This is a genomic window from Micromonospora sp. HNM0581, from assembly GCF_012726175.1.
Classification (GTDB): Bacteria; Actinomycetota; Actinomycetes; order Mycobacteriales; family Micromonosporaceae; genus Micromonospora.
The window spans coordinates 116,722-136,247 of the sequence record NZ_JAASAD010000009.1 but is presented as its reverse complement, the minus strand read 5'-3'; the positions used below and the strand labels follow the sequence as shown (position 1 = coordinate 136,247).

The 19,526-nt window shown below is 71.0% G+C and carries 14 protein-coding genes; 6 read left to right on the top strand and 8 right to left on the bottom strand.

Features of this window, described 5'->3' with window-relative positions; all coding sequences use genetic code 11:
* Positions 1 to 34 precede the first annotated feature (34 nt).
* The gene (locus tag HCA58_RS13625; protein ID WP_169598192.1) at positions 35 to 556 is read right to left on the bottom strand and encodes an acyl-CoA thioesterase; all 522 of its coding nucleotides are present in this window, start codon (positions 554 to 556) and stop codon (positions 35 to 37) included.
* A 23-nt stretch (positions 557 to 579) separates the two neighbouring features.
* Here HCA58_RS13625 and HCA58_RS13620 point away from each other — a divergent pair, with 23 nt between their 5' ends.
* Positions 580 to 1,233 carry a hypothetical protein gene (locus HCA58_RS13620; RefSeq protein WP_169598191.1) on the top strand — a complete coding sequence of 218 codons (654 nt, stop codon included), beginning with the start codon at positions 580 to 582 and terminating at the stop codon, positions 1,231 to 1,233.
* A gap of 70 nt (positions 1,234 to 1,303) precedes the next feature.
* Here the strand turns inward: HCA58_RS13620 and HCA58_RS13615 are convergent, their stop codons facing one another.
* Positions 1,304 to 2,467 (bottom strand): acyl-CoA dehydrogenase family protein, encoded by a 1,164-nt coding sequence (locus HCA58_RS13615; RefSeq protein WP_169598190.1) that lies wholly within the window; start codon positions 2,465 to 2,467, stop codon positions 1,304 to 1,306.
* 247 nt (positions 2,468 to 2,714) lie between these two features.
* Between HCA58_RS13615 and HCA58_RS13610 the strand changes: the two genes are divergently transcribed.
* Entirely contained in the window at positions 2,715 to 4,142 is a 1,428-nt protein-coding gene (locus tag HCA58_RS13610) for a UDP-glucose/GDP-mannose dehydrogenase family protein (protein WP_169598189.1), read from the top strand.
* 110 nt (positions 4,143 to 4,252) lie between these two features.
* A complete protein-coding gene (locus tag HCA58_RS13605) occupies positions 4,253 to 9,172 on the top strand; it encodes a permease (protein WP_169598188.1) in 4,920 nt (1,639 codons plus the stop codon).
* Positions 9,173 to 9,199: 27 nt separating this feature from the next.
* Here the strand turns inward: HCA58_RS13605 and purE are convergent, their stop codons facing one another.
* Genes purE through HCA58_RS13590 form a run of 3 tightly spaced genes read right to left on the bottom strand, consistent with a single transcriptional unit; the run spans position 9,200 to position 12,984 of the window.
* Positions 9,200 to 9,700, bottom strand: coding sequence for a 5-(carboxyamino)imidazole ribonucleotide mutase (purE, locus tag HCA58_RS13600; RefSeq protein WP_169598187.1), 501 nt, complete (start codon positions 9,698 to 9,700; stop codon positions 9,200 to 9,202).
* A gap of 5 nt (positions 9,701 to 9,705) precedes the next feature.
* The gene (locus HCA58_RS13595) at positions 9,706 to 10,893 is read right to left on the bottom strand and encodes a 5-(carboxyamino)imidazole ribonucleotide synthase (protein ID WP_169598186.1); all 1,188 of its coding nucleotides are present in this window, start codon (positions 10,891 to 10,893) and stop codon (positions 9,706 to 9,708) included.
* A gap of 51 nt (positions 10,894 to 10,944) precedes the next feature.
* A complete protein-coding gene (locus tag HCA58_RS13590) occupies positions 10,945 to 12,984 on the bottom strand; it encodes a thioredoxin domain-containing protein (RefSeq protein ID WP_169598185.1) in 2,040 nt (679 codons plus the stop codon).
* A 141-nt stretch (positions 12,985 to 13,125) separates the two neighbouring features.
* Between HCA58_RS13590 and HCA58_RS13585 the strand changes: the two genes are divergently transcribed.
* Positions 13,126 to 14,157, top strand: a complete 1,032-nt coding sequence (locus tag HCA58_RS13585) for a phosphatidylinositol-specific phospholipase C domain-containing protein (protein WP_169598184.1) — start codon at positions 13,126 to 13,128, stop codon at positions 14,155 to 14,157.
* Between the two features lie 110 nt (positions 14,158 to 14,267).
* On the opposite strand, the gene HCA58_RS13580 is transcribed toward HCA58_RS13585, so the two are convergent.
* The 3 genes from HCA58_RS13580 to mca form a co-directional block, all read right to left on the bottom strand.
* Positions 14,268 to 16,748 carry a bifunctional diguanylate cyclase/phosphodiesterase gene (locus HCA58_RS13580; protein ID WP_346775986.1) on the bottom strand — a complete coding sequence of 827 codons (2,481 nt, stop codon included), beginning with the start codon at positions 16,746 to 16,748 and terminating at the stop codon, positions 14,268 to 14,270.
* A 229-nt stretch (positions 16,749 to 16,977) separates the two neighbouring features.
* On the bottom strand, positions 16,978 to 17,274 hold the full coding sequence (locus HCA58_RS13575; protein WP_169598182.1) for a hypothetical protein: 297 nt from the start codon (positions 17,272 to 17,274) through the stop codon (positions 16,978 to 16,980).
* Positions 17,275 to 17,322: 48 nt separating this feature from the next.
* Positions 17,323 to 18,183 (bottom strand): mycothiol conjugate amidase Mca, encoded by an 861-nt coding sequence (mca, locus tag HCA58_RS13570; protein WP_205808522.1) that lies wholly within the window; start codon positions 18,181 to 18,183, stop codon positions 17,323 to 17,325.
* A gap of 238 nt (positions 18,184 to 18,421) precedes the next feature.
* Here mca and HCA58_RS13565 point away from each other — a divergent pair, with 238 nt between their 5' ends.
* Together HCA58_RS13565 and greA are read left to right on the top strand one after the other, a co-directional pair.
* Positions 18,422 to 18,853: a DUF4307 domain-containing protein gene (locus HCA58_RS13565; protein ID WP_169598180.1), complete on the top strand. Its 432-nt coding sequence runs from the start codon at positions 18,422 to 18,424 to the stop codon at positions 18,851 to 18,853.
* A 150-nt stretch (positions 18,854 to 19,003) separates the two neighbouring features.
* Positions 19,004 to 19,501, top strand: coding sequence for a transcription elongation factor GreA (gene greA, locus HCA58_RS13560; protein ID WP_164446063.1), 498 nt, complete (start codon positions 19,004 to 19,006; stop codon positions 19,499 to 19,501).
* The last annotated feature ends 25 nt before the right edge of the window (positions 19,502 to 19,526 follow it).

The following is a 19,526-nucleotide window of genomic DNA, read 5'->3' as shown; positions in this document are numbered from 1 at the left end:
CCGGGCGGGAAGGTGCCGTGCAGACCGTCGGGTTTCAGGGTTCGCTGCGGGCCGCCTGGATGGCCTTCCTGCGGGCCAGCCGGTGGGCGCGGCGAATCTCCGCCTCGCGCCAGCGCCGGCCGTCCTCCGGCGTCTCCGGTAGGACCTGACGTACCGGCCGGGGCGCACCGCCGACCTCTACCCCGACGAACACGAGGTACGCGGTGGCCACCCGCGCCGGCAACTCGTCGGCCGAGTCCCAGCGCTCGGCCGTCACCCGTACGCCGACCTCCATCGAGGTCTGCCCGCTCCAGTTCACCTGGGCGTATGCGTGCACGAGGTCACCCACCCGGACCGCCTCGGAGAAGACGATCTCGTCGATCGCGGCGGTCACCGCCGTACCGCCGCTGTGCCGCGCCGCCGCCGCACCGGCCACGTCGTCGATGAACTTCATGAGCACCCCGCCGTGCACCGTCCCGTACAGGTTCACATCCACCGCAGTCATGATCCGACTCAGGGTTACCCGGGAGTACGAGGTCGGCTTGCCGGGCAGGGTGGTGGCGGGGTGCTCGGTCATGGGGGAAACGGTACGGTGCGCGGATGCGACATCTGTGGAGCTTCCTCGCAGGGCTGGTGGTGGTGCCGGTCACCTGGGTGCTGGTCACCCTCGGTCAGGACGGGTCGGCCGGCACCGTCGACCGGTGGGTGGAGATCGGCACCTCGAACACAGCAAACCTCATCGAACCGGCCGTGTATCTCGCTGTCGGCGGCATCGTGTTGGGGTTGCTCGGCACGCTGCGCATCTCACCGCTCGGCCCACTGGTGGCCGGGCTGCTGATGGTCACCCCGTACGTCGGGATGTTCATCTCGCCCTTCCGGGTACGCGAGCTCATCCCGTCCAGCTGGACGTTCCTCGGCGATCCACTGCCGCTGAGGCTGCCAGTGGAGAACGGGACGCTCTTCCTGATCGGCATGCTGCTGTTGATCGCGGCGTTCAGCGGGCAACGCTGGCGGCGTTGGCCCGTCGCGGTGGCGCAGCCGACGTCGGCGGTACCCGAGACGCCGGAACCGGACCAGACGTTGACCGACTGGTCACCGGTTCAGTCGACGGAACGGGACACCGCACCGCTGAGCCTGGGCTACCCGGACCCGGATCCGACGCCGACGGAGCCGCTGCCCCGGCGCACCGGAGGCGGATCACCCTGGTCGGCGCCGCCCGGGAACCTGCCCCGGTACGACGACACCACCAACTGACCGGCGCCACGGATCGTCACCTCCGCCCGGCGACCATGCCCGGCGGAGGTGACGGTGGTTTCCGTCGACGTCAGTCCTTGAGCAACTGGCGGGCCATGACGATCCGCTGCACCTGGTTCGTGCCCTCGTAGATCTGGGTGATCTTGGCGTCCCGCATCATCCGTTCGACGGGGTAGTCGCGGGTGTAGCCGTAGCCGCCGAGCAACTGCACCGCATCGGTGGTGATCTCCATCGCGGCGTCGGAGGCGAAACACTTGGCCGCCGCGCCGAAGTAGGTCAGATCGGCGTCGCCACGCTCGGACCGACCGGCTGCCGCGTACGTCAACTGCCGGGCCGCCTCCAGCTTCATGCCCATGTCGGCGAGCATGAACTGCACGCCCTGGAACTCGGCGATCGCCTTGCCGAACTGCCGACGCTCGGCGACGTACCCCCTGGCGTAGTCGAGCGCACCCTGTGCGATGCCCACCGCCTGGGCGGCGATGGTGACCCGGGTGTGGTCCAGGGTCCTCATCGCGGTGCCGAAGCCGGTGCCCTCGGCGCCGATCATCCGGTCCGCCGGGATCCGCACGTTGTCGAGGTAGACCTCGCGGGTCGGCGAGCCCTTGATGCCCAGCTTCTTCTCCGGGGCGCCGAAGCTCACCCCCGGATCGGACTTCTCCACCACGAAGGCGGAGATGCCCCGGGACCGGGCGGTCGGGTCGGTCGTCGCGAAGACGGTGTAGAACTCCGAAACACCGGCGTTGGTGATCCAACGCTTCACCCCGTTGAGCACCCAGTGGTCACCGTCACGTACCGCCCTGGTGGTCATCGCGGCAGCGTCGCTGCCCGCCTCCGGCTCGGAGAGACAGTACGAGAACATCACCTCGCCGCTGGCGACCGGAGTCAGGTAGCGGCGCTTGAGTTCGTCGGAACCGGCCAGCAGCAGGGGCATCGTGCCCAGCTTGTTCACCGCCGGGATCAACGAGGACGAGGCGCATGCCCGCGCTACCTCCTCGATCACGATCGCCGTGGCGAGCGCGTCCGCACCGGCCCCGCCGTACTCGACCGGGACGTGCGGTGCGTGGAAGTCGGCGGCACGCAGTGCGTCGTACGACGCCTTCGGGAACTCGCCTGTCTCGTCCGCCTCGGTGGCGTTCGGCGCCACCTTCGCCGTACAAACCTCACGGACCGCTTCCCGGATCGCCTCGTGTTCCTCTGACAGGCGGTACGCGTCGAACGACTGCTCTGCGGCCATGTCGGCCCCTCCCCTTCACCGCTATCATGCGCAGTCTGTAGCGTCTCCTGGACGCCCACCACGCAGACTGAAGGATAACTACCACCGTTCAGGCGATGTTACCGGTGCGTAGGCTGGGTCGTGGCAGAGCCCCGAAGCCGCTCGGCGATGATGAACAGCAGACGGACCACCCCTCCGGCGCCCCGCCCTGGCGCCGCAGCGGATTGCGACGCAGCCACGCGGCGCCAGTGCGAGCGGAGAGACAGGCGTGACCATCCCGTACCCGAACACCCAGCCGGTACCCGCCATCGCGGCGGTCACGCCCCCCTCGGGCGCTCCCCGGCCTCGGGTGACCTTCCTGGGCACCGGCTACCTCGGCGCGACCTACGCCATCTGTTACGCCGAACTCGGCTACGAGGTACTCGGCTTCGACGTCGACGCGGACAAGATCGCCAAGCTGAACGCCGGTGAGGTGCCGATCCACGAGCCCGGCCTCGACGAGTTGCTCCGACGGAACCTCGCCGCTGGCCGGCTGCGCTTCAGCACCGACATCGCCGAGACCGCTGCCTTCGGTGACGTGCACTTCATCTGCGTCGGCACCCCCCAGCGGGCCGACGGAATGGGCGCCGACCTGTCGTACGTCGAAGCATCGGTCACCGGCCTGGCGCAGCACCTGACCCGCAAGGCACTGATCGTCGGCAAGTCCACGGTCCCGGTCGGTACCGCCGACTGGGTGGAGCAACTCGTGGGCAAACACACTCCCGTCGACCTCGGGGTCGAGGTGGCCTGGAGCCCCGAGTTCCTCCAGGAGGGCTTCGCCGTCGACGACGTGCTACGCCCCAACCGGATCGTGGTGGGCGTCAAGAGCGAATGGGCCAACGGCATGCTCTACGCCGCCCACAAGGGCGTGTTCGACCTCGCCGCCACCGAGGACCGTGAGGTGCCCCTGGTCGTCACCGACTTCGCCACCGCCGAACTGGTCAAGGTCGCCGCCAACGCCTTCCTGGCCACCAAGATCTCCTTCATCAACGCCATGGCCGAGGTGTGCGAGGCATCGGGCGGCGACGTCACCCAACTCGCCAAGGCCATCGGCTACGACCCCCGCATCGGCAACCGCTTCCTCCAGGCCGGCCTCGGCTTCGGCGGAGCCTGCCTGCCCAAGGACATCCGCGCCTTCCAGGCCCGCGCCCAGGAACTCGGTGCCGGTGAGGCCCTGCGTTTCCTGCACGAGGTCGACCTGATCAACCTGCGTCGCCGTAGCCGCGTCCTGCAACTCGCTGCCGACCTGCTGGGCCGCCGCTCCGGCCCCGCCGGCCCGGACCTGTCCGGCACCCGCATCGCCGTGCTCGGCGCCACCTTCAAACCCAACACCGACGACGTACGCGACGCCCCCGCCCTGGCCGTCGCCGCCCTGCTGCGCAAGGCTGGTGCCGACGTCCACGTCTTCGACCCCCAGGGCATGGAGAACGCCCGCCGCGCGGTGCCGGAACTCACCTACCAACCCGGCATGGCCGAGGCAGTCACCGGCGCCGACCTGGTCTGCGTCCTCACCGAATGGGCCGACTTCCGCAACGCCGACCCCGGTCTCCTCGGCGACCTCGTCGCGGGCCGCCGCGTGGTCGACGCCCGCAACTGCCTCGACCCGGCGCTGTGGACCCAGGCCGGCTGGGAGTACCGGGGTATGGGCCGCCCCTGATCGCGACGTCCGGTGATGGTGTCGGTTGACCCGCCGACAACTGTCGAATTCCCGGCCCGCTTTGGGCATGCTGCGACAGTGGGAATCCACTGTGCGGCTGGAGGGGTGTCGTGGCGAACTTCAATTGCCCTTCGTGCGGCAGGGAGATCAAAGCAGCGGTCCGCTGCCCTCACTGCGGCGCACACCAGCCACAATGGGCCGAACATCTGGCGGACATCGAACGATCCATCGCGGAGATGAAGGCCCGCGAGGCCGCGATAGCCAGCGAACAACGGCAGCTCGCCGCGAAGATGCAAGCCGCGCTCTTTCAGCGGGACATCCTCTCGCACGCCGGCGATCAGGGAGACGAACGGCTCCGGCAGGCCACCCGCCCCCGTCGCGTGCTGCGTCGCCGGCCGCCGCGCCGCCCCACGTCCGACGGCGCCTCACCACTCCGCGACGGTGCGGCACCACCGCCCCGGGTACCCCGGCAGGGCGCCGCCGGCACCCAGGAGCCACCACCTTCCTGGCTGGACGCTGACGACCCGGAGCATCCGCCTGAGGCTTCCTCCCGGGAGGTCCAGAACATCCCACTCGGCCTCGGCGCCCTGCTGCTCGGTGTCGCCGCCGTGGTCTTCGCCGTGGTCGCCACCAGCTCGATGGACGTGTTCGCCCGCCTCGGCATCCTGCTGCTCGCGACGGTACTGATGCTGCTCGCCCCACCGGTACTGATCCGGCGGGGGTTGACTTCCACGGCCGAGACCATCGCCGCCGTGGGTCTACTCCTGGTGCCCCTGACGGGGTACGCCCTCTGGGCCGTCGACCGGATCGGCGACGGCGGCGCCTCCGGTGCCGTCTTCGCTGGAGTGATCTTCGCGGTCACCGCAGCCGTCTCGATCGGCTACGCCGGGTGGACCAGGCTGCGCGTGCCCCGGTTCGCCGCCGTACTGGCCGCCCAGCCGGTGGTGCCGCTGCTGGCATACGACCGGGTCACCGGTCCGGTGGGCTGGGCGCTGGTGCTGACCGTGATGGCGCTGCTCAACCTGTGGCTGGCCCGCTCCCCGGTCACCGTGGAACAGCCGCTCGCCGGCGACGCGGCCGACTCCGGCCGGTCGCGTGCGCCCCGACAGCGGTCGGCGCAGGATCGTCCGGCCGACGGCAGGCCGGAGGCAGCACCGGAGGAGGGCGGCGAAGTGCTGGACCTCACCGGTGGTACCGCGACGACGACACCGACCCGACCGGTGCCAGGGCTACAGCAACTGACCTGGGTGTTGCACGGCGTGACGGTCGCCCTCGCGCTGGCGTACGCGGTGACCGCCCTGCTGCGGACCGCCACCCTGCCGGGGGCGATCGGCACCGGCCTGGTGCTTGTCCTCGCCGCGGCCATCTGCCTGACCGGAACGCTGGTGCTGGGTCGCCCACCCCTGCCCGATCTGGGCGCGGGCGTGTTCACCCTCGCCGTCATCGGCGCCCTGGGACGGGTCGCCTCGGTGGCGCTGCCCGGCCGGGCCCTGCTGTTGATCGCGGTGGTCATCACGGTCACCGGTCTCGCAGTCCGGGCAGTACCCGAGTCCGCCCGCAGGGGGCCGCAACTTGCCGCCGCGGTGGCACTCACGGTCACCGGGGTGCTGGTCGCCGGGAACGCGCTACGCGCCGGAATCGCCCCGGTCCAGGCGGCGCTACCGGCCTGGGCAGCAGACCTCGACCGGTACCTGGCCGAGTTGTCCGCCGCCGTCGGCCCGACCGCCTGGCAACTCGCCGCGAGCGCCTTCCTGCTGACCGTGGCGGCGGTGCTGGCCCTGCCGCCGGAGATCCGACGCGAGTTCGCGGTGACCGGCGCGGCGCTCACCGCGTTGGCCGTACCAGCCTCCTTCGGACTGGCGTGGACGTGGGCGCCGTGGCCGATGGTGTTGGCCGCGATCGGCATCGGGGCGACCGGCCTGTCCGCCCGCACCCCCCGCGCCGCGCTGGCACACGCGGTGGCCGCCGCCACGATCGGGCTGGCCGGTGCCGGCACCTCACTCGCCCGGCCGGCGTTGACCGCCGCCGTCCTGCTCACTCTCGTCGTGGCTGGCGCGCTGATCGCCGCCGCGCCGCGGATCCGACTCGCTTCGGCCGCCGCGGACACCGTCTCGGCCTGGGCCGCTGGAGGCGCCGCCTTCGCCCTGCCCGGAGCAGTGGCCGCCTTCATGGCGACCACCGTGCCGGTGGACACCACACCGACCCCGGCGAGCCTACGAGAGGCGGCCGTACCGGTGCTCGCAGCCAGCTTCCTCGCCTGCTGCGTCACGCTGGGCTACGCCGCGATCGTGCAGGTGTCGCAACGCCAGATCCCGGCACCGCTGTCGGTCGGCACCCTCCTGGGAGCATTGGTGGTCGTCGCAGCCGGGTTCGGCTCAGCGGGCGCCACCGCGGCGGACGCCTGGGTGAGCGCGCTGCTGCTGGTCTCCGCGCTACTACTCTTCCTGGCTCCCTCGATCGACATCGGCCGTCGTTCCGATCGCGCCCTGGACGGTTCCGACCTGGCGGCCGCCGCGGTGACCGCAACGCTCGTCGCCACCCTGCTTCGGATCGGCACGGTGCTCGCGCCGAGTGGGCAACTCGCCGTCGCCGCCGCGCTGGTCCTGGTGGTCGCCGTGGCAGCCCGGGCGATGCCCGAGCAGTGGCGACGCGGTCCGGTGCTCGGCCTCACCGTCGGTGGGATACTGATCGGGCTGCTGGCAGGCTGGATGGCGTTACGCGGCGGGGTCGGCGTGCTCGCCACGCCCGGCCCGATCTGGGACGGTGACCTCAGCGGTTGGCCGGCCGCGCCGACCGGCGGTACGACCTGGCAGGGCCCGATCGCCCTGATGTTGCTCGCGACCGCGGCCGGGGTACTGCTACCGCCACCGTGGCGTTACGACGTGGCCGGTGTGGGGGTGGTACTCGCCACCGTCGGCGCTCCTGCCGCGTTCGAGCTCCCCTGGTGGTCGCCGGTCCTGATCGGTGGCATGGTCGCCACCATTTTCGGGATGGCCGCAGTCGCTTCGATCGAGCCTCGGGCGGCACTGTCCCGGACAACGGTCGCCGGTGTGGTTGCACTTCACGCGGCCGGTGCCGGCCTGGTACGGCCGTGGACGACCGCGCTGGCCCTCGGCAGCATCGTGCTGATCGGCACGGTGGTCGCCGCGCTGGCGCGCAACATGGCCGGACCACTCGTCGAGGACATCGAGGCGGAGGGCATGCCGCCGCACCTGGCGCAGGTCGGTGGTGCCGGGGCGGGCGCGGCACTGCTGGCGATGCCGGGGGCAACCGCCGCCCTAGCCGTCGAGTTCGGCCACACTCCACAGGTGGTGCTCACCGCCGGCCTGGCCGCTTCCAGCCTTGGCCTGGCCGCGGTGGCCACGGTTCGTCGGTATGTTCCCCAGTATCTTCCTTGGGCCAGTGCCGGGGTCGTCGGCGGAGCGAGCGTGACCGCGCTGGCCGCCGTGCCGATCGGCACGCCGGTCGGGGTGTACGCCGCCGCGGCGGCGCTGCTCGGTGTGCTCGCCGAACTCGTTCGGGAGGCTACCGAGCCGCCGGTCGGCGCAGCCCAACCGGTTCGCCGCTGGACTGTTCTGCTCGACGGGGCGCTACGCCGCCTGCCCGACGGCAACCGGCGCCGGTGGCGGGTCAGCCCGGCCGCCGGTGCGCTGGCCGCCGCCGCGCTGCCGACGGTCCTGGCCCTGGTCTCCATCGCACCGGCGCTGATCGCGGCCCTCGTCGACCCGCACCGCACCATGGGCAGGATCTGGCAGGGACCACCGGAGGCCCTGCTCGACCCGCCGCCGGCAGCGGTCGACCCGACCCATGTGCTCACCGCGTTGCTACTCACCGCGACGGCGGCCCTGGCGGCCACCGGGTTCAGTGGTGGTCGTCGTTCCCGGGCTGTGCCCGTGGTGCTACCCGGCGCCGCCGTCACGCTGCTCATCGCCCCGATCGCGCTCGGCGGCGGCTGGCCGGCGAACACCCTGTCGGCCCTGGCGGTGTTCATCATCTCGATACTCGGTCTGGCGCTGACGCCCCCACCGGCCCTTGTGGAACGGGCCCGCTCGCTGCGACTTACCCGGGTGCTGATCTTCGTGATCGGGCTCGCGGCTGGCGGGGCGGGCCTGGCCGGCAGCCTCGCCAGTGCGGAATTGACCCTGTTCACCCTCGGCGGCGCGGCCGGAGTCGGGCTGGTCGCCGCCCTTTACGGCCTCACCTCCCGGGCACGCCTTCTCGGTTGGCTGTTCGCCTCGCTGATGGCGCAGCTGTTCGTGCTCACCGCCGGCCTGGTGGCCGGGCTCGCGCCGGTCTGGTCGGCGTTCGGTGTCCTGGCGGTCGGCGCAGCGTTGCAGGTCTTCTCCGCGACGCTTCCCCGGCTCCGCCGACCGGAGGCACGTCGTGAGGCGGCGACCGTGGAGTGGAGCGGTCACGCCGCCGCGCTCATCGCGTTGGCGCTGGCCTTCGACTCGCCCCGGCACATCGCCGCGCTCCTCGCCGCCTGGGGTGCGGTCCTTGGTCTGGCGGCGACCCGGCCCGGCCGTCGGCCGGCGCAGCGACGGGTTCTGTTCTGGGCGGTGGTGCTCTGCGAGATCACCGCCTGGTGGATTCTCATGCGGGTTGCCGAAGTGGCCCTGCCGGAGGCATACACCCTGCCGTTCGCCGCGCTGGCCCTACTGGTGGGGGTGCTCGAGCTACGTCAGCGCACCGACCTGAGCAGCTGGGTGGCGTACGGGCCGGCGCTGCTCGCCGCCTTCCTGCCGACCTTGGCGATCGTGCTGTCCACCGATTCCAGCACCCTGCGTCAGGTCCTGCTGCTGCTCGGCGCGGTCGCCGTGCTGATCTTCGGATCGACGACCCAGCAGCAGGCACCGGTGATCGTCGGTGCCGTGGTCACCGCAGTCGCGGCTGTGCACGCGCTGTTCAGCCTTGGACCGTGGCTGGCGCTGATCCCGGTCGGCTTCCTGCTGCTTGTTCTCGGTGCCAGCAACGAACGCCGACGCCGGGCCCAGGAACGCCTGCAGACGGCGCTACGCGGCATGCGGTGAGTGCCCGGTCTCGTCTCGGTGCGGCCCCTAATGGTGGCACGTGAGCGAGGCACGGAGCGCAGCGTCCTTCTCCGCGACCAACTGCTCCAGGTCTGCCTGGTACGCCGCCATCCGGTCGAGCAGGGTGCGGTCGGCGGCGGCGAGGATACGGACCGCAAGCAGCCCGGCGTTACGGGCATTGCCGATCGACACGGTTGCCACCGGCACACCGGCCGGCATCTGCACGATCGACAAAAGCGAATCGATGCCGTCGAGATGCTTCAACGGCACCGGTACGCCGATCACCGGCAGTGGGGTCACCGAGGCCACCATGCCGGGCAGCGCCGCCGCCCCGCCGGCACCGGCGATGATCACCTTGAGTCCCCGGTCGGCGGCCGCCCGACCGTAGTCGATCATTTTGACCGGGGTGCGGTGCGCCGACACCACCTCCACCTCGTACGGCACCTCGAACTCGGCGAGCACCTCCGCGGCGGCCTTCATCGTCGGCCAGTCCGAATCGCTCCCCATGATCACACCGACCGTGCTCACGCCACTCATTCCTCCGGTGTCCCGTCCCGCAGCCAGCGAGACGCCCGGGCAGCCCGGGCGCGTACTTCGTTCAGATCGTCACCGAGCACCGTGACGTGCCCGATCTTGCGGCCGGGGCGCACCTGCTTGCCGTACAGGTGCACCCGGGCGGTGGGGTCGGCGGCGAAAAGGTGGTGCAGCCGCTCGTCGATCGACATGCCGCCGGGCTGCCCACCGAGCACGTTCGCCATCACCACCACGGGGGCGGTCAACGAGGTGTCGCCCATCGGGTAGTCCAGCACCGCCCGCAGGTGCTGCTCGAACTGCGACGTCCGGGCCCCCTCGATGGTCCAGTGCCCCGAGTTGTGCGGACGCATGGCCAGTTCGTTCACCACGAGCCGAGCACCGTCGGGTGCCGTCGCATCGGCCACCTCGAACAGCTCCACCGCGAGCAGGCCCACCACTGCGAGCGCGGTGGCCAGGTCGATGGCGAGCTGCTGCGCGGTGAGCACCAGTTCCTCGGCCAGACCGGGTGCCGGGGACAACACCTCCACGCAGATGCCGTCGCGTTGCACCGTCTCCACGACCGGGTAGACCGCGACCTGACCGAACGGTGAACGCGCCACCTGCACGGCCAGTTCCCGAAGCAGCGCCACCCGTTCCTCGGCGATCAGTCTCGTGCCACCGGCGAGCAGCGTCTCCGCCAGTTCGACCGCGGCTGCCGGGTCGGCGACCGGCCACACCCCCCGACCGTCGTACCCACCACGGGCGGCCTTGAGCACGACCGGCCAGCCGACCTCGTCGCCGAAGATGACCAGGTCGTCGGGGGACGAGATCGGACGCCACCGCGGATTCGGCGCGCCGAGGGCACCGAGCCGTTCCCGCATCACCTGCTTGTCCTGAGCGTGCACCAGGGCGTCCGCGGGTGGGAACAGCTTCACCCCCTCGGCGGTCAGGGTGCGGATGTGTTCGGTCGGTACGTGCTCGTGGTCGAAGGTGACCACATCGCAGCCCTTGGCGAAGGTACGCAGCGCGGCCAGGTCGGTGTGGTCGCCGTACTGGACGTCGGTGGCGACCAGAGCCGCACCGTCGTCCGGGGTGAGGGCCAGCACACGCAGTGACTGACCCAGGGAGATGGCAGCCTGGTGGGTCATCCGGGCCAGTTGGCCGCCGCCCACCATGCCGACGACGGGCAGACCGGTACGGGAATCCATAGCTGCGTCAGCCTAGCCGGGCCGGTCGTCGCAGCAGCCGGCGGATCCGACTCACCGCAACTGCCCCGTCAGTTCCTCGACACCGGTGACCGGCCGCTGGCAGACGAAGCCCCGGCAGACGTACGCGGCGGCCCTACCGTCGACGAGCGGCCGTCCCGCCAACAGCGGAATCCCCGGCTGGTCCGGATGCCCCGCCACGATCACCGCGCCGGGTGGGGCGTGCCGGTACGCTGCCGCCACCAACGGGTCACCAGCGGGATCGCCGGTCGCCACCGCGATCTCGTACGGCCCGGAGAGCAGCGCCTCACCCACGGTCGTCGCGTACCCAGTGAAACGGGCGTGCCGCCCGACGATCGGCGTGACGGTCGACAGGGCCGTCTCGGCGGCCTCACGGTAGCGGCTCTCCCCGGTCAGCGCCGCGTACGCGACCAGGGCCGCGATCAGCGCGGACCGCCCGGACGGGGTGGCGTTGTCGGTCGGATCGGCGGGCCGGGCGACCAACTGCTCCGCGTCGTCGGCGGTGTCGTGGAACGCGCCACCAGGCGCGGCGAAATGCGCCAACGCGGCGTCGACCAGCTGACCGGCGAGTTCCAGCCACCGCCCCTCGCCGGTGACCTGGTGCATCGCGCAGAACGCCTCAGCCACGCAGCCGTAGTCCTCGAGGACGCCGACCGGCTCACCGACCCGGCCGTCGCGGGAGGCCCGGCGCAACCGGCCATCGACGACGTGCACCCGGGCGAGGTAGTCGGCGGCGTCCCGCATCGCCCCGTCGGCGACGATGGTGACCCCCTCCAGCAGGTTCGCCTCGCCTTCGCTACCGATCCGGCCACTGGTCTCGACCAGCCGGACGAACTCGGCCAGCGCGGTGATCGCCAGCCCGTTCCAGGCAGCCACCACCTTGTCGTCACGCGCCGGCTGGGGACGGGCGTCCCGGGCGGCCAGCAGCCGGCGGACAACCACCTGCCAGCGTTCCCGTACCGCCGGATCCGCGTCGTCGACGTCGCGGGCCAGCCGCAGCACGCTGGTGCCCTTCTCGAAGCTGCCGGCCTCGGTCACCGCGAACAGGTCGGCGGCCCATCGGCCGTCCTCCTCGCCCAGCACCTCGACGAGTTGGGTCGGCGTCCAGACGTAACTCAGACCCTCGACGCCCTCGGTGTCCGCGTCCAGCGCGGAGGCGAAACCTTGGCCGGGTCGGTGCAGTTCGTCGGCGAGGAACCGGGCGGTGTCCCGGGCCACCCGCAGCGCCAACGCGTCCCCGGTGAGTCGCCACAGCTCGGTGTAGACCCTCAGCAGCAGCGCGTTGTCGTAGAGCATCTTCTCGAAGTGCGGCACGGTCCAGTGCCCGTCCACCGAGTACCGGGAGAAGCCGCCGGCGAGCTGGTCGTGGATGCCGCCTCGGGCCATCGCCTCACCGGTGTGCCGGACGATCTCCAGACTCCGTGCCGATCCGGTGCGCTGGTGGTGACGCAGCAGGAAGAGCAGGTTCATGTGCGGCGGGAACTTCGGTGCCCCGCCGAAACCACCGTTGACCTCGTCGTACTCACGGGCCAGTTGGTCGGCGGCGTCGTCGAGCAGCTCGGCGGTGAGCGGGGTGGTGGGTCCGCCGACGGCCTGGGCCCCGCCGATCGCCTCCACCACCGCGGCTCCCTGGCGCAGCACGGCCTCACGCTGGTCACGCCAGGCGGTGCCGACCGATTCCAGTAGCCGGACGAAGTTCGGGCGGGGGAAGTACGTGCCGCAGAAGAACGGGGTGCCGTCCGGCGTGGCGAACACTGTCATCGGCCAGCCGCCCTGACCCGTCATGGCCTGCGTCGCGGTCATGTAGACCGCGTCGACGTCGGGCCGCTCCTCACGGTCCACCTTGATCGAGACGAAGCCCTCGTTCAGCAGCTTCCCGACCGTCTCGTCCTCGAACGACTCGTGCGCCATGACGTGGCACCAGTGACAGGCCGAGTAGCCGACCGAAACCAGCACCGGCACGTCGCGTCGTTCCGCCTCGGCGAACGCCTCGTCGCACCAGGGCCACCAGTTCACCGGGTTGTCGGCGTGCTGGAGCAGGTACGGGCTGGTGGCGTCCGCGAGTCGATTCACCCGACGACCATATCCAGCCGGGCACTCGGTTGCCGGTCGGATGCCGTGTGCCGGTCCGCCGCCCTTCGTTCACGTCAGTCTATTTAAATCTGTGCATACCCGCCGGCGATTTCCCGCCGGCTCGGTGAGGAGGAGGTTCCCATGCGCAGACTGCGGTTCCTGTCCGTCCTGGCGACCGGTCTACTGACGGCCATCCTGGCGGCGCCGACCCCGGCCAGCGCCGCCGTGCACCCGGACACGCCGGTCTCGGCCACCACCGGCGTCGGCACCCACAACGCGTACGAGAAGGCCACCTACACCTATCTGGCGCAGTCCCTCGACACCCGACCCGGCCTGATCGAGCTGGACGTCTGGCCGGACATCCTCACCCGGCAGTGGCGGGTGAGCCACGCCAACCCGCTCGGCAACGACAACAACTGCGTGGCCGCCGCCAGCGCCGCCCAGCTCTACACCGGCACACGCAACCGGAACCTCGAACACTGCCTGGACAACATCCGGCTCTGGCTGACCGCGCACCCGGACGCCGGACCACTACTGCTCAAGATCGAGCTGAAGACGGGGTTCAGCGCTCGTACCGGTCAGGGCCCGACTCAGCTCGACGCGGTGCTGTCCGCCCGACTCGGCGACCGGCTGTTCACCCCCGCTGAACTACGCGGCGGGCATGCCAGCCTGGATGCCGCCGCCCGCGCGGACGCCTGGCCGAGCCGCCGGCAGTTGGCCGGCAAGGTGATCGTCTACCTGATTCCGGGAACCGTCGAGTACAGCAACCCGACCGACACGCTCCGGACCGACGTCGAGTACGCCCGGCACCTGGTCGCCCTGGACGCGGCCGGCGGTCTCGGGGCCGCGAAGGCGTTCCCGGCGGTGCACCGGGCACGCAGCGGCGATCCGCGCACCCAGTTCGCCGAGACCAACCTGCGCCCGTGGTTCGTCATCTTCGATGGTGACGCCACCGCCTACGTCACCGGCGGCATCGACACCGCCTGGTACTCCGCCAACCACTATCTGCTGGTGATGACCGATGCCCACAAGGTGCCGCCGGCCGTCGGCACCACCGACCCGGACGCTGCCCGCGCCCGCATCGCCGAGCTGGCCGCCCGCCACGCCAGCATCGCATCCGCCGACTGGGCCACGGTCCCCCAGGTGATCCCCGAAGTCCTCCCCCGCGCCTGACCTCGACGCCGTCCCCGCGCCTGCCCGTGTCGACCGAGCGGGTCACGTCGGCGGGAAGCGCTTCCCGCCGGCGCGAACTTCTTGATCATCGGCTGGGCAGGGTGGGCGGGTCAGGAGGCGCCGTCGGCGCGGAGGGGGAGCACGTTCGTGGGGGCGCTGTCGCGTAGTGCGCCGAGGACGGCAGCGATCTTGTCGGCGGGCATCGGCTTGAAGAAGTGGTAGCCCTGGGCGGCGGTGCAGCCCAGCTCGGCCAACGCGGATCGCTGCGCGGCCGTCTCCACCCCCTCAGCCACGACCCGCAGCCCCAGTTGGTGGGCCAGCCCGACGGTGCTGCGCACGATGGCCGCCGCCTGCGGTGAGTCCGCCATCTGAAGTACGAAGGACCTGTCGACCTTCAGCTCGTCCACAGCTATCCGGGTGAGGAACGCAAGTGACGAGAAGCCGGTGCCGAAATCGTCCACCGCCAACTGCACGCCCATCGACCGCAAGGTGGTGAGCACCTGATCGATGACCGCCAAGTCGCTCATCACCACCGTCTCGGTGATTTCGAGGACCAGCCGGTCCGCCGGCACCTGATGCCGACGCAGCGCCTCGGCGATCTCCACCGGCAACCTCGGATCCAGTAGGCTACGTGCGGAAAGGTTCACCGAAATAGGAACGTCCAGGCCCTCCCGGGCCCAGCCGGCGGCAACGGCGAGCGCCTTGTCGAGGACGTATCGGGTGAACGCGCCGAGCTGTTCGCTGTTCTCCACCGGCCGGACGAAGTCGGCGGGCCCCAACCAGCCCCGCCGGGGATGCCGCCAACGGATGAGCGCCTCCACACCGGTCGGTGCCCCGGTCACCAGATCCACCGCCGGCTGCAACACGAGCACCAACTGGTCGTCCACCTGCAACGCCTCCCGCAGCTCGGCGAGCAGGGCCAGCTGATCGGTGCTGGCCGCGTCCCGTGAGGTGTCGTACGCGGCCACGCTCACGCCACCCGACTTGGCCTGGTACATCGCGATGTCGGCCCGGCGTAGCAGTTCGGTCAGGTCGGCGGTGCCGGCTGGAGCCACCACCACACCGACGGAGACCTCGACGGACATCCGCACCCCGGCCACCTCGGTGGGTGCCGCCAGCCGCTCGGCGATGTCCCGGGCCTGACGCAGCGCGTACGCCATGGGTGCGGCGCGGTCTCCGACCACCGGGACCGAACTCAGCAGCAGGGCGAACTCGTCGCCGCCGAGCCGGGCCAGCAGGTCGCCGGAGCGGACCAGGGCACCCAGCCGGTTGGCGGTCAACCGCAACAGCTGATCGCCGGCGGCGTGCCCAAGGGTGTCGTTTACCTCCTTGAACTGGTCGATGTCAAGCAGCAGCAGGGCAACCGGCTGGTCATGGGCGAGCTGCCGCAACGCCTGGTCGCCCTTGCCGAGCATCGCCGCCCGGTTGGCCAGGCCGGTCAGCGGGTCGTGCACCGCCTCGTACGAGGATCGGGCAGTGATCAGGCGCAGCTCCCGGTGGGTGGCGGCACCGTGCAGCGCCGCGGCGAGGGCGTCGGCGAACATCGCGTGGGCGTCGCGTTCCCGGCTGGTGGCTGGCCCCGCACCGGGCAACCGCACCCGCAGGCGACCCACGCGGGTTCCGGCGACCGACAGGTCCCGAATCAGTTCCCCTGCTCCGGGCCTGTCGTCGCCAGGCGGTGCGATCTCCCGATCGACCACCTGGCCGCCCGGGTCACCCCGGTAGCGGCGCCACCGTCCGTCGCCGCGGGCAACGTCCACGTCGACCAGTTCCGCTTCGAACAGGGCCAGTGCCCCGGTGGCTCCCGCCGTGGCCACGCCCCGCTCGTCGAGCTGGTTCAGTGAGTTCGTAGCCTCGGCGAGCGAACGCCACGCACGCCGATCGCCGTCCTCACGCAACCGTTGTCGGTAGGTCTGCTGCAGCAGCCACAGTGGAGCGGGCAGCACCAGCAGCCAACGTTCGTCGATCTCGATCAGCGCCACCGCCAGTAGGCCGACCACCACGTTGCCGACGAACATCAGTAGTTTGCCACGCAGGGCGTCGACCAGGGGACGTCCGATCGGCATGCCGTACCGCAGCGCGAGCATCACCCCGCCCAGCCAGGCACTGGTGAGCAGGTAGGTGAGAGCACCGGCAGCCACCGCGAGCGCGGGTGCCGGCGTCGGGTCGGCGAGCATGGGTTGCCGCAGCGCGGTGGTGACCGCGACCGCCAACGCGGTGGCGGCGGTGTGCACACCCGCGACCCGGATGATGTCCCAGGTGGGACGGCCGTCGTCCACCACCGCGAGCACCGACCAGGCCAGCGTGACACCGAGCAGTGCGGCCCCGGGAAGCCAGCCGGGTGGCACCAGGTAGAGGCAGACGACCAGGGCGGCCTCTGCCCAGGTGACGTTCACCACGCCGGCTGCGGCGCGGAAACGGAGCCGGGCCAACTGGGACAGGGTGAAGAGGGCGACGGCGAAGCCGAAGCGGGCAGGCCCACCGAAGGATTCGTCTGACGGCAGCCCCGCAGGCAGGCTCAGCCCGACCACCGCGGCGACCAGCGCGGTGGCCACCACCGCAGCGGTGAGCAGGTGCAACCCCGTCGGCACAGCACGGCCTGCGGGCCGGTCGAGCGGTTGACCGGCCCTGCCGGAGGTCACCGACCCCCTCCCGCCGAGCTGAACCTGGACATACGGCGGGCGCGTTCGACTGCGGTGGTCATCGGCGCCCCCCTCCCGCGCAGCTTGGGGACTTCTGGTCCCCCCGGCGGAAGGCTAAGCCAAACCGGATGGTCGCAACAGGGGCCGACCATCCGGTTCGACGTGAATCATGCGCCGATCAGCCGTCGCGGCGCTGCTGGTGCCGGTTGGGCGCATCTGCGGATGAATCCTCCGTCACGATCCCACCTGTCGGATCACCGACCGCGCGGTCCATCGACTCCACATCCGAGGCCGTCGGCCCCTGCCCGGGAAACCGGTCCGGCAGCCGGCGTAGCCGGGCGTTCATGTTCCGGATCAGCAGCACGGTCGCGGCGCTCAGGACGAGGATGAGGAACAGGCCCATCGGCCCGGCCAGGCCACCCGTACGGGTGTCCCCGAAGTTGTTCTGGGCGAGCACCTGGACAGCGGTCAGCATGGGATTCCTCCGGGTCGCGGTGTGCGACCAGGGTAGCCTGTGGCCCGCTCAGCGGGCATGAGCCGTGCCTCGTACCCCAGCGAACAGGTCCGACTCCGGCAGGGGGCTGTCGACCGACGAGCGGACCAACTCGAAATCCTCCGTCGGCCAGGCACGCTTCTGCAGCTCCATCGGAACCTGGAACCAGAAGCCGTCCGGGTCGACCTGAGTGGCGTGCGCCCGCAGCGCGTCGTCGCGGACCGGGAAGTACTCGGCACACTGGACCCGGGTCGTGATCCGGGGCCCCTTGTCGGGCCGGCCCTCCCAGCGGGTCACCCACTCCGCGTACGGCGATTCGGTGCCGGTCGCGAGCACGGCCTCGTGCAACGCCAGGATCTTCCCCTTGGAGAAGCCGATGTCGTAGTAGAGCTTGAGCGGCTGCCACGGCGTACCCAGGTCCGGGTAGCGCTCGGCGTCGCCTGCGGCGTCGAAGGCCGCCACGCTGATCTTGTGGCACATGATGTGGTCAGGGTGCGGGTAGCCACCCTCCTCGTCGTAGGTGGTGACCACGTGCGGACGGAACTCACGCATCAACCGCACCAGTGGACCGGCGGCCACGTCCACGTCCTGAAGAGCGAAACAGCCCTCGGGTAGTGGCGGCAGCGGATCGCCCTCGGGCAGGCCGGAGTCGACGAAACCCAGCCACGCCTGCTCGATGCCGAGGATGGCCCGCGCCGCGTCCATCTCGGCGCGGCGGATCTCGGCGATGTTCGCCCAGACGTCGGGCCGGTCGAGCTTGGGGTTGAGCACGCTGCCCCGCTCACCGCCCGTACACGTCACGACCAGTACGTCCACCCCCTCGGCGACGTACTTCGCCGTCGTCGCGGCGCCCTTGCTCGACTCGTCGTCGGGGTGCGCGTGAACGGCCATGAGTCGAAGTTGCTCTGCCAAGGTCGGCGCTCCTCGTCTCTGCCCACCGGGACCCACCCCGGGCCCCTTGACCTGCCGAATTCCTCCCCGCAGCGGCATCGGACCGCGCCGGCCTGTCATATTTGACCCCAGCCGTACGCGACGCTGAGCCAGATCTGGCGACCGAGTCGAACAGGAATGGCGGACTCTGCCATTCTTGCCGATACCGATGACAACAACGCCAGGGAGATACCCGCCGGTGACCGAGACGCACGCCACACCTGGACCGGGTGCGCCGGTCTTCCCCCCTGGACGGTACGGTCGCCGCCGCGCGCCCCAGCGCCGCCGGCCGGCGCTGGCCGCACTGCTGGCCGTCGTCGCGGTCGCGACACTCACCGTCGTCTCCGTCCGGCTCTACCGGCAGTACGGCGATCCGGCGTACGACGCCCAGGTGATCAGTTACGGCGACATCACGGACGACCAGGTGGTGGTCGACTTCCGGGTGAACCTGCCGGACGGCGGCTCGGCGCTGTGCGTGCTGCGAGCCCGGGACCACGCCGGCGCCGAGGTAGCCCGTGAGCAGGTGCCGGTGTCCGCCGCCGGGCAGCCGTACGTCATCGTCCGGCACCGCCTCGCGACCACAGCGCGACCGTTCATCGGTGAGGTCGTCCGCTGCCGACCCGCAGGCTGAGGCGACGACGTCGCCGTCCGGTGGCGGACCGCCCGGCGCCGGGCGGTCCGCCGATACCGTCGGCGTGATCGCTAACACTCCTTGTCGTGGGGCACTGGTAACTTGGAGGTTCACCTGTCAGCCAGCACGCACAACCAAGGAGGACCGCCTGTGTCCAATGGCAACGAGGCGCCCGCCACCTGGCTGTCCCAGGACGCGTACGACCGCCTGAAGGGCGAGCTCGACGAGTTGATCGCCAACCGGCCGGTCATCGCCGCCGAGATCAACGCCAGGCGTGAGGAAGGCGACCTGCGCGAGAACGGCGGCTACCACGCTGCCCGCGAGGAGCAGGGCAAGGCCGAGGGGCGCATCCTCTACCTGAAGGAGCTGCTCCGCACGGCCCAGGTCGGCGAGGCGCCGACCGTCGACGCCGTGGCGCCCGGGATGGTCGTGACGATCTACTTCGACGACGATGCCGACGACACAGAGACGTTCCTGCTCGGCTCACGTGAGATCGCCTCGACCACGGACCTGACGGTCTACAGCCCCGAGTCGGCCCTCGGCCAGGCGATCCTGGGCGGCAAGGCAGGCCAGGCCTGCACCTACACCGCGCCCAGCGGCGCCGACATCAAAGTGACAGTGGTCAGCTTCGAGCCCTTCTCCGGCTGACGTCGCCCCGGCCCGGCCGCTGTTC

Coding starts and splice junctions, on each gene's coding strand:
- HCA58_RS13625 (WP_169598192.1), bottom strand. CDS start 556: ATGACCGAGCACCCCGCCACCACCCTGCCCGGCAAGCCGACCTCGTAC.
- HCA58_RS13620 (WP_169598191.1), top strand. CDS start 580: ATGCGACATCTGTGGAGCTTCCTCGCAGGGCTGGTGGTGGTGCCGGTC.
- HCA58_RS13615 (WP_169598190.1), bottom strand. CDS start 2,467: ATGGCCGCAGAGCAGTCGTTCGACGCGTACCGCCTGTCAGAGGAACAC.
- HCA58_RS13595 (WP_169598186.1), bottom strand. CDS start 10,893: ATGGATTCCCGTACCGGTCTGCCCGTCGTCGGCATGGTGGGCGGCGGC.
- HCA58_RS13585 (WP_169598184.1), top strand. CDS start 13,126: ATGCGCAGACTGCGGTTCCTGTCCGTCCTGGCGACCGGTCTACTGACG.
- HCA58_RS13575 (WP_169598182.1), bottom strand. CDS start 17,274: ATGCTGACCGCTGTCCAGGTGCTCGCCCAGAACAACTTCGGGGACACC.
- mca (WP_205808522.1), bottom strand. CDS start 18,183: ATGGCCGTTCACGCGCACCCCGACGACGAGTCGAGCAAGGGCGCCGCG.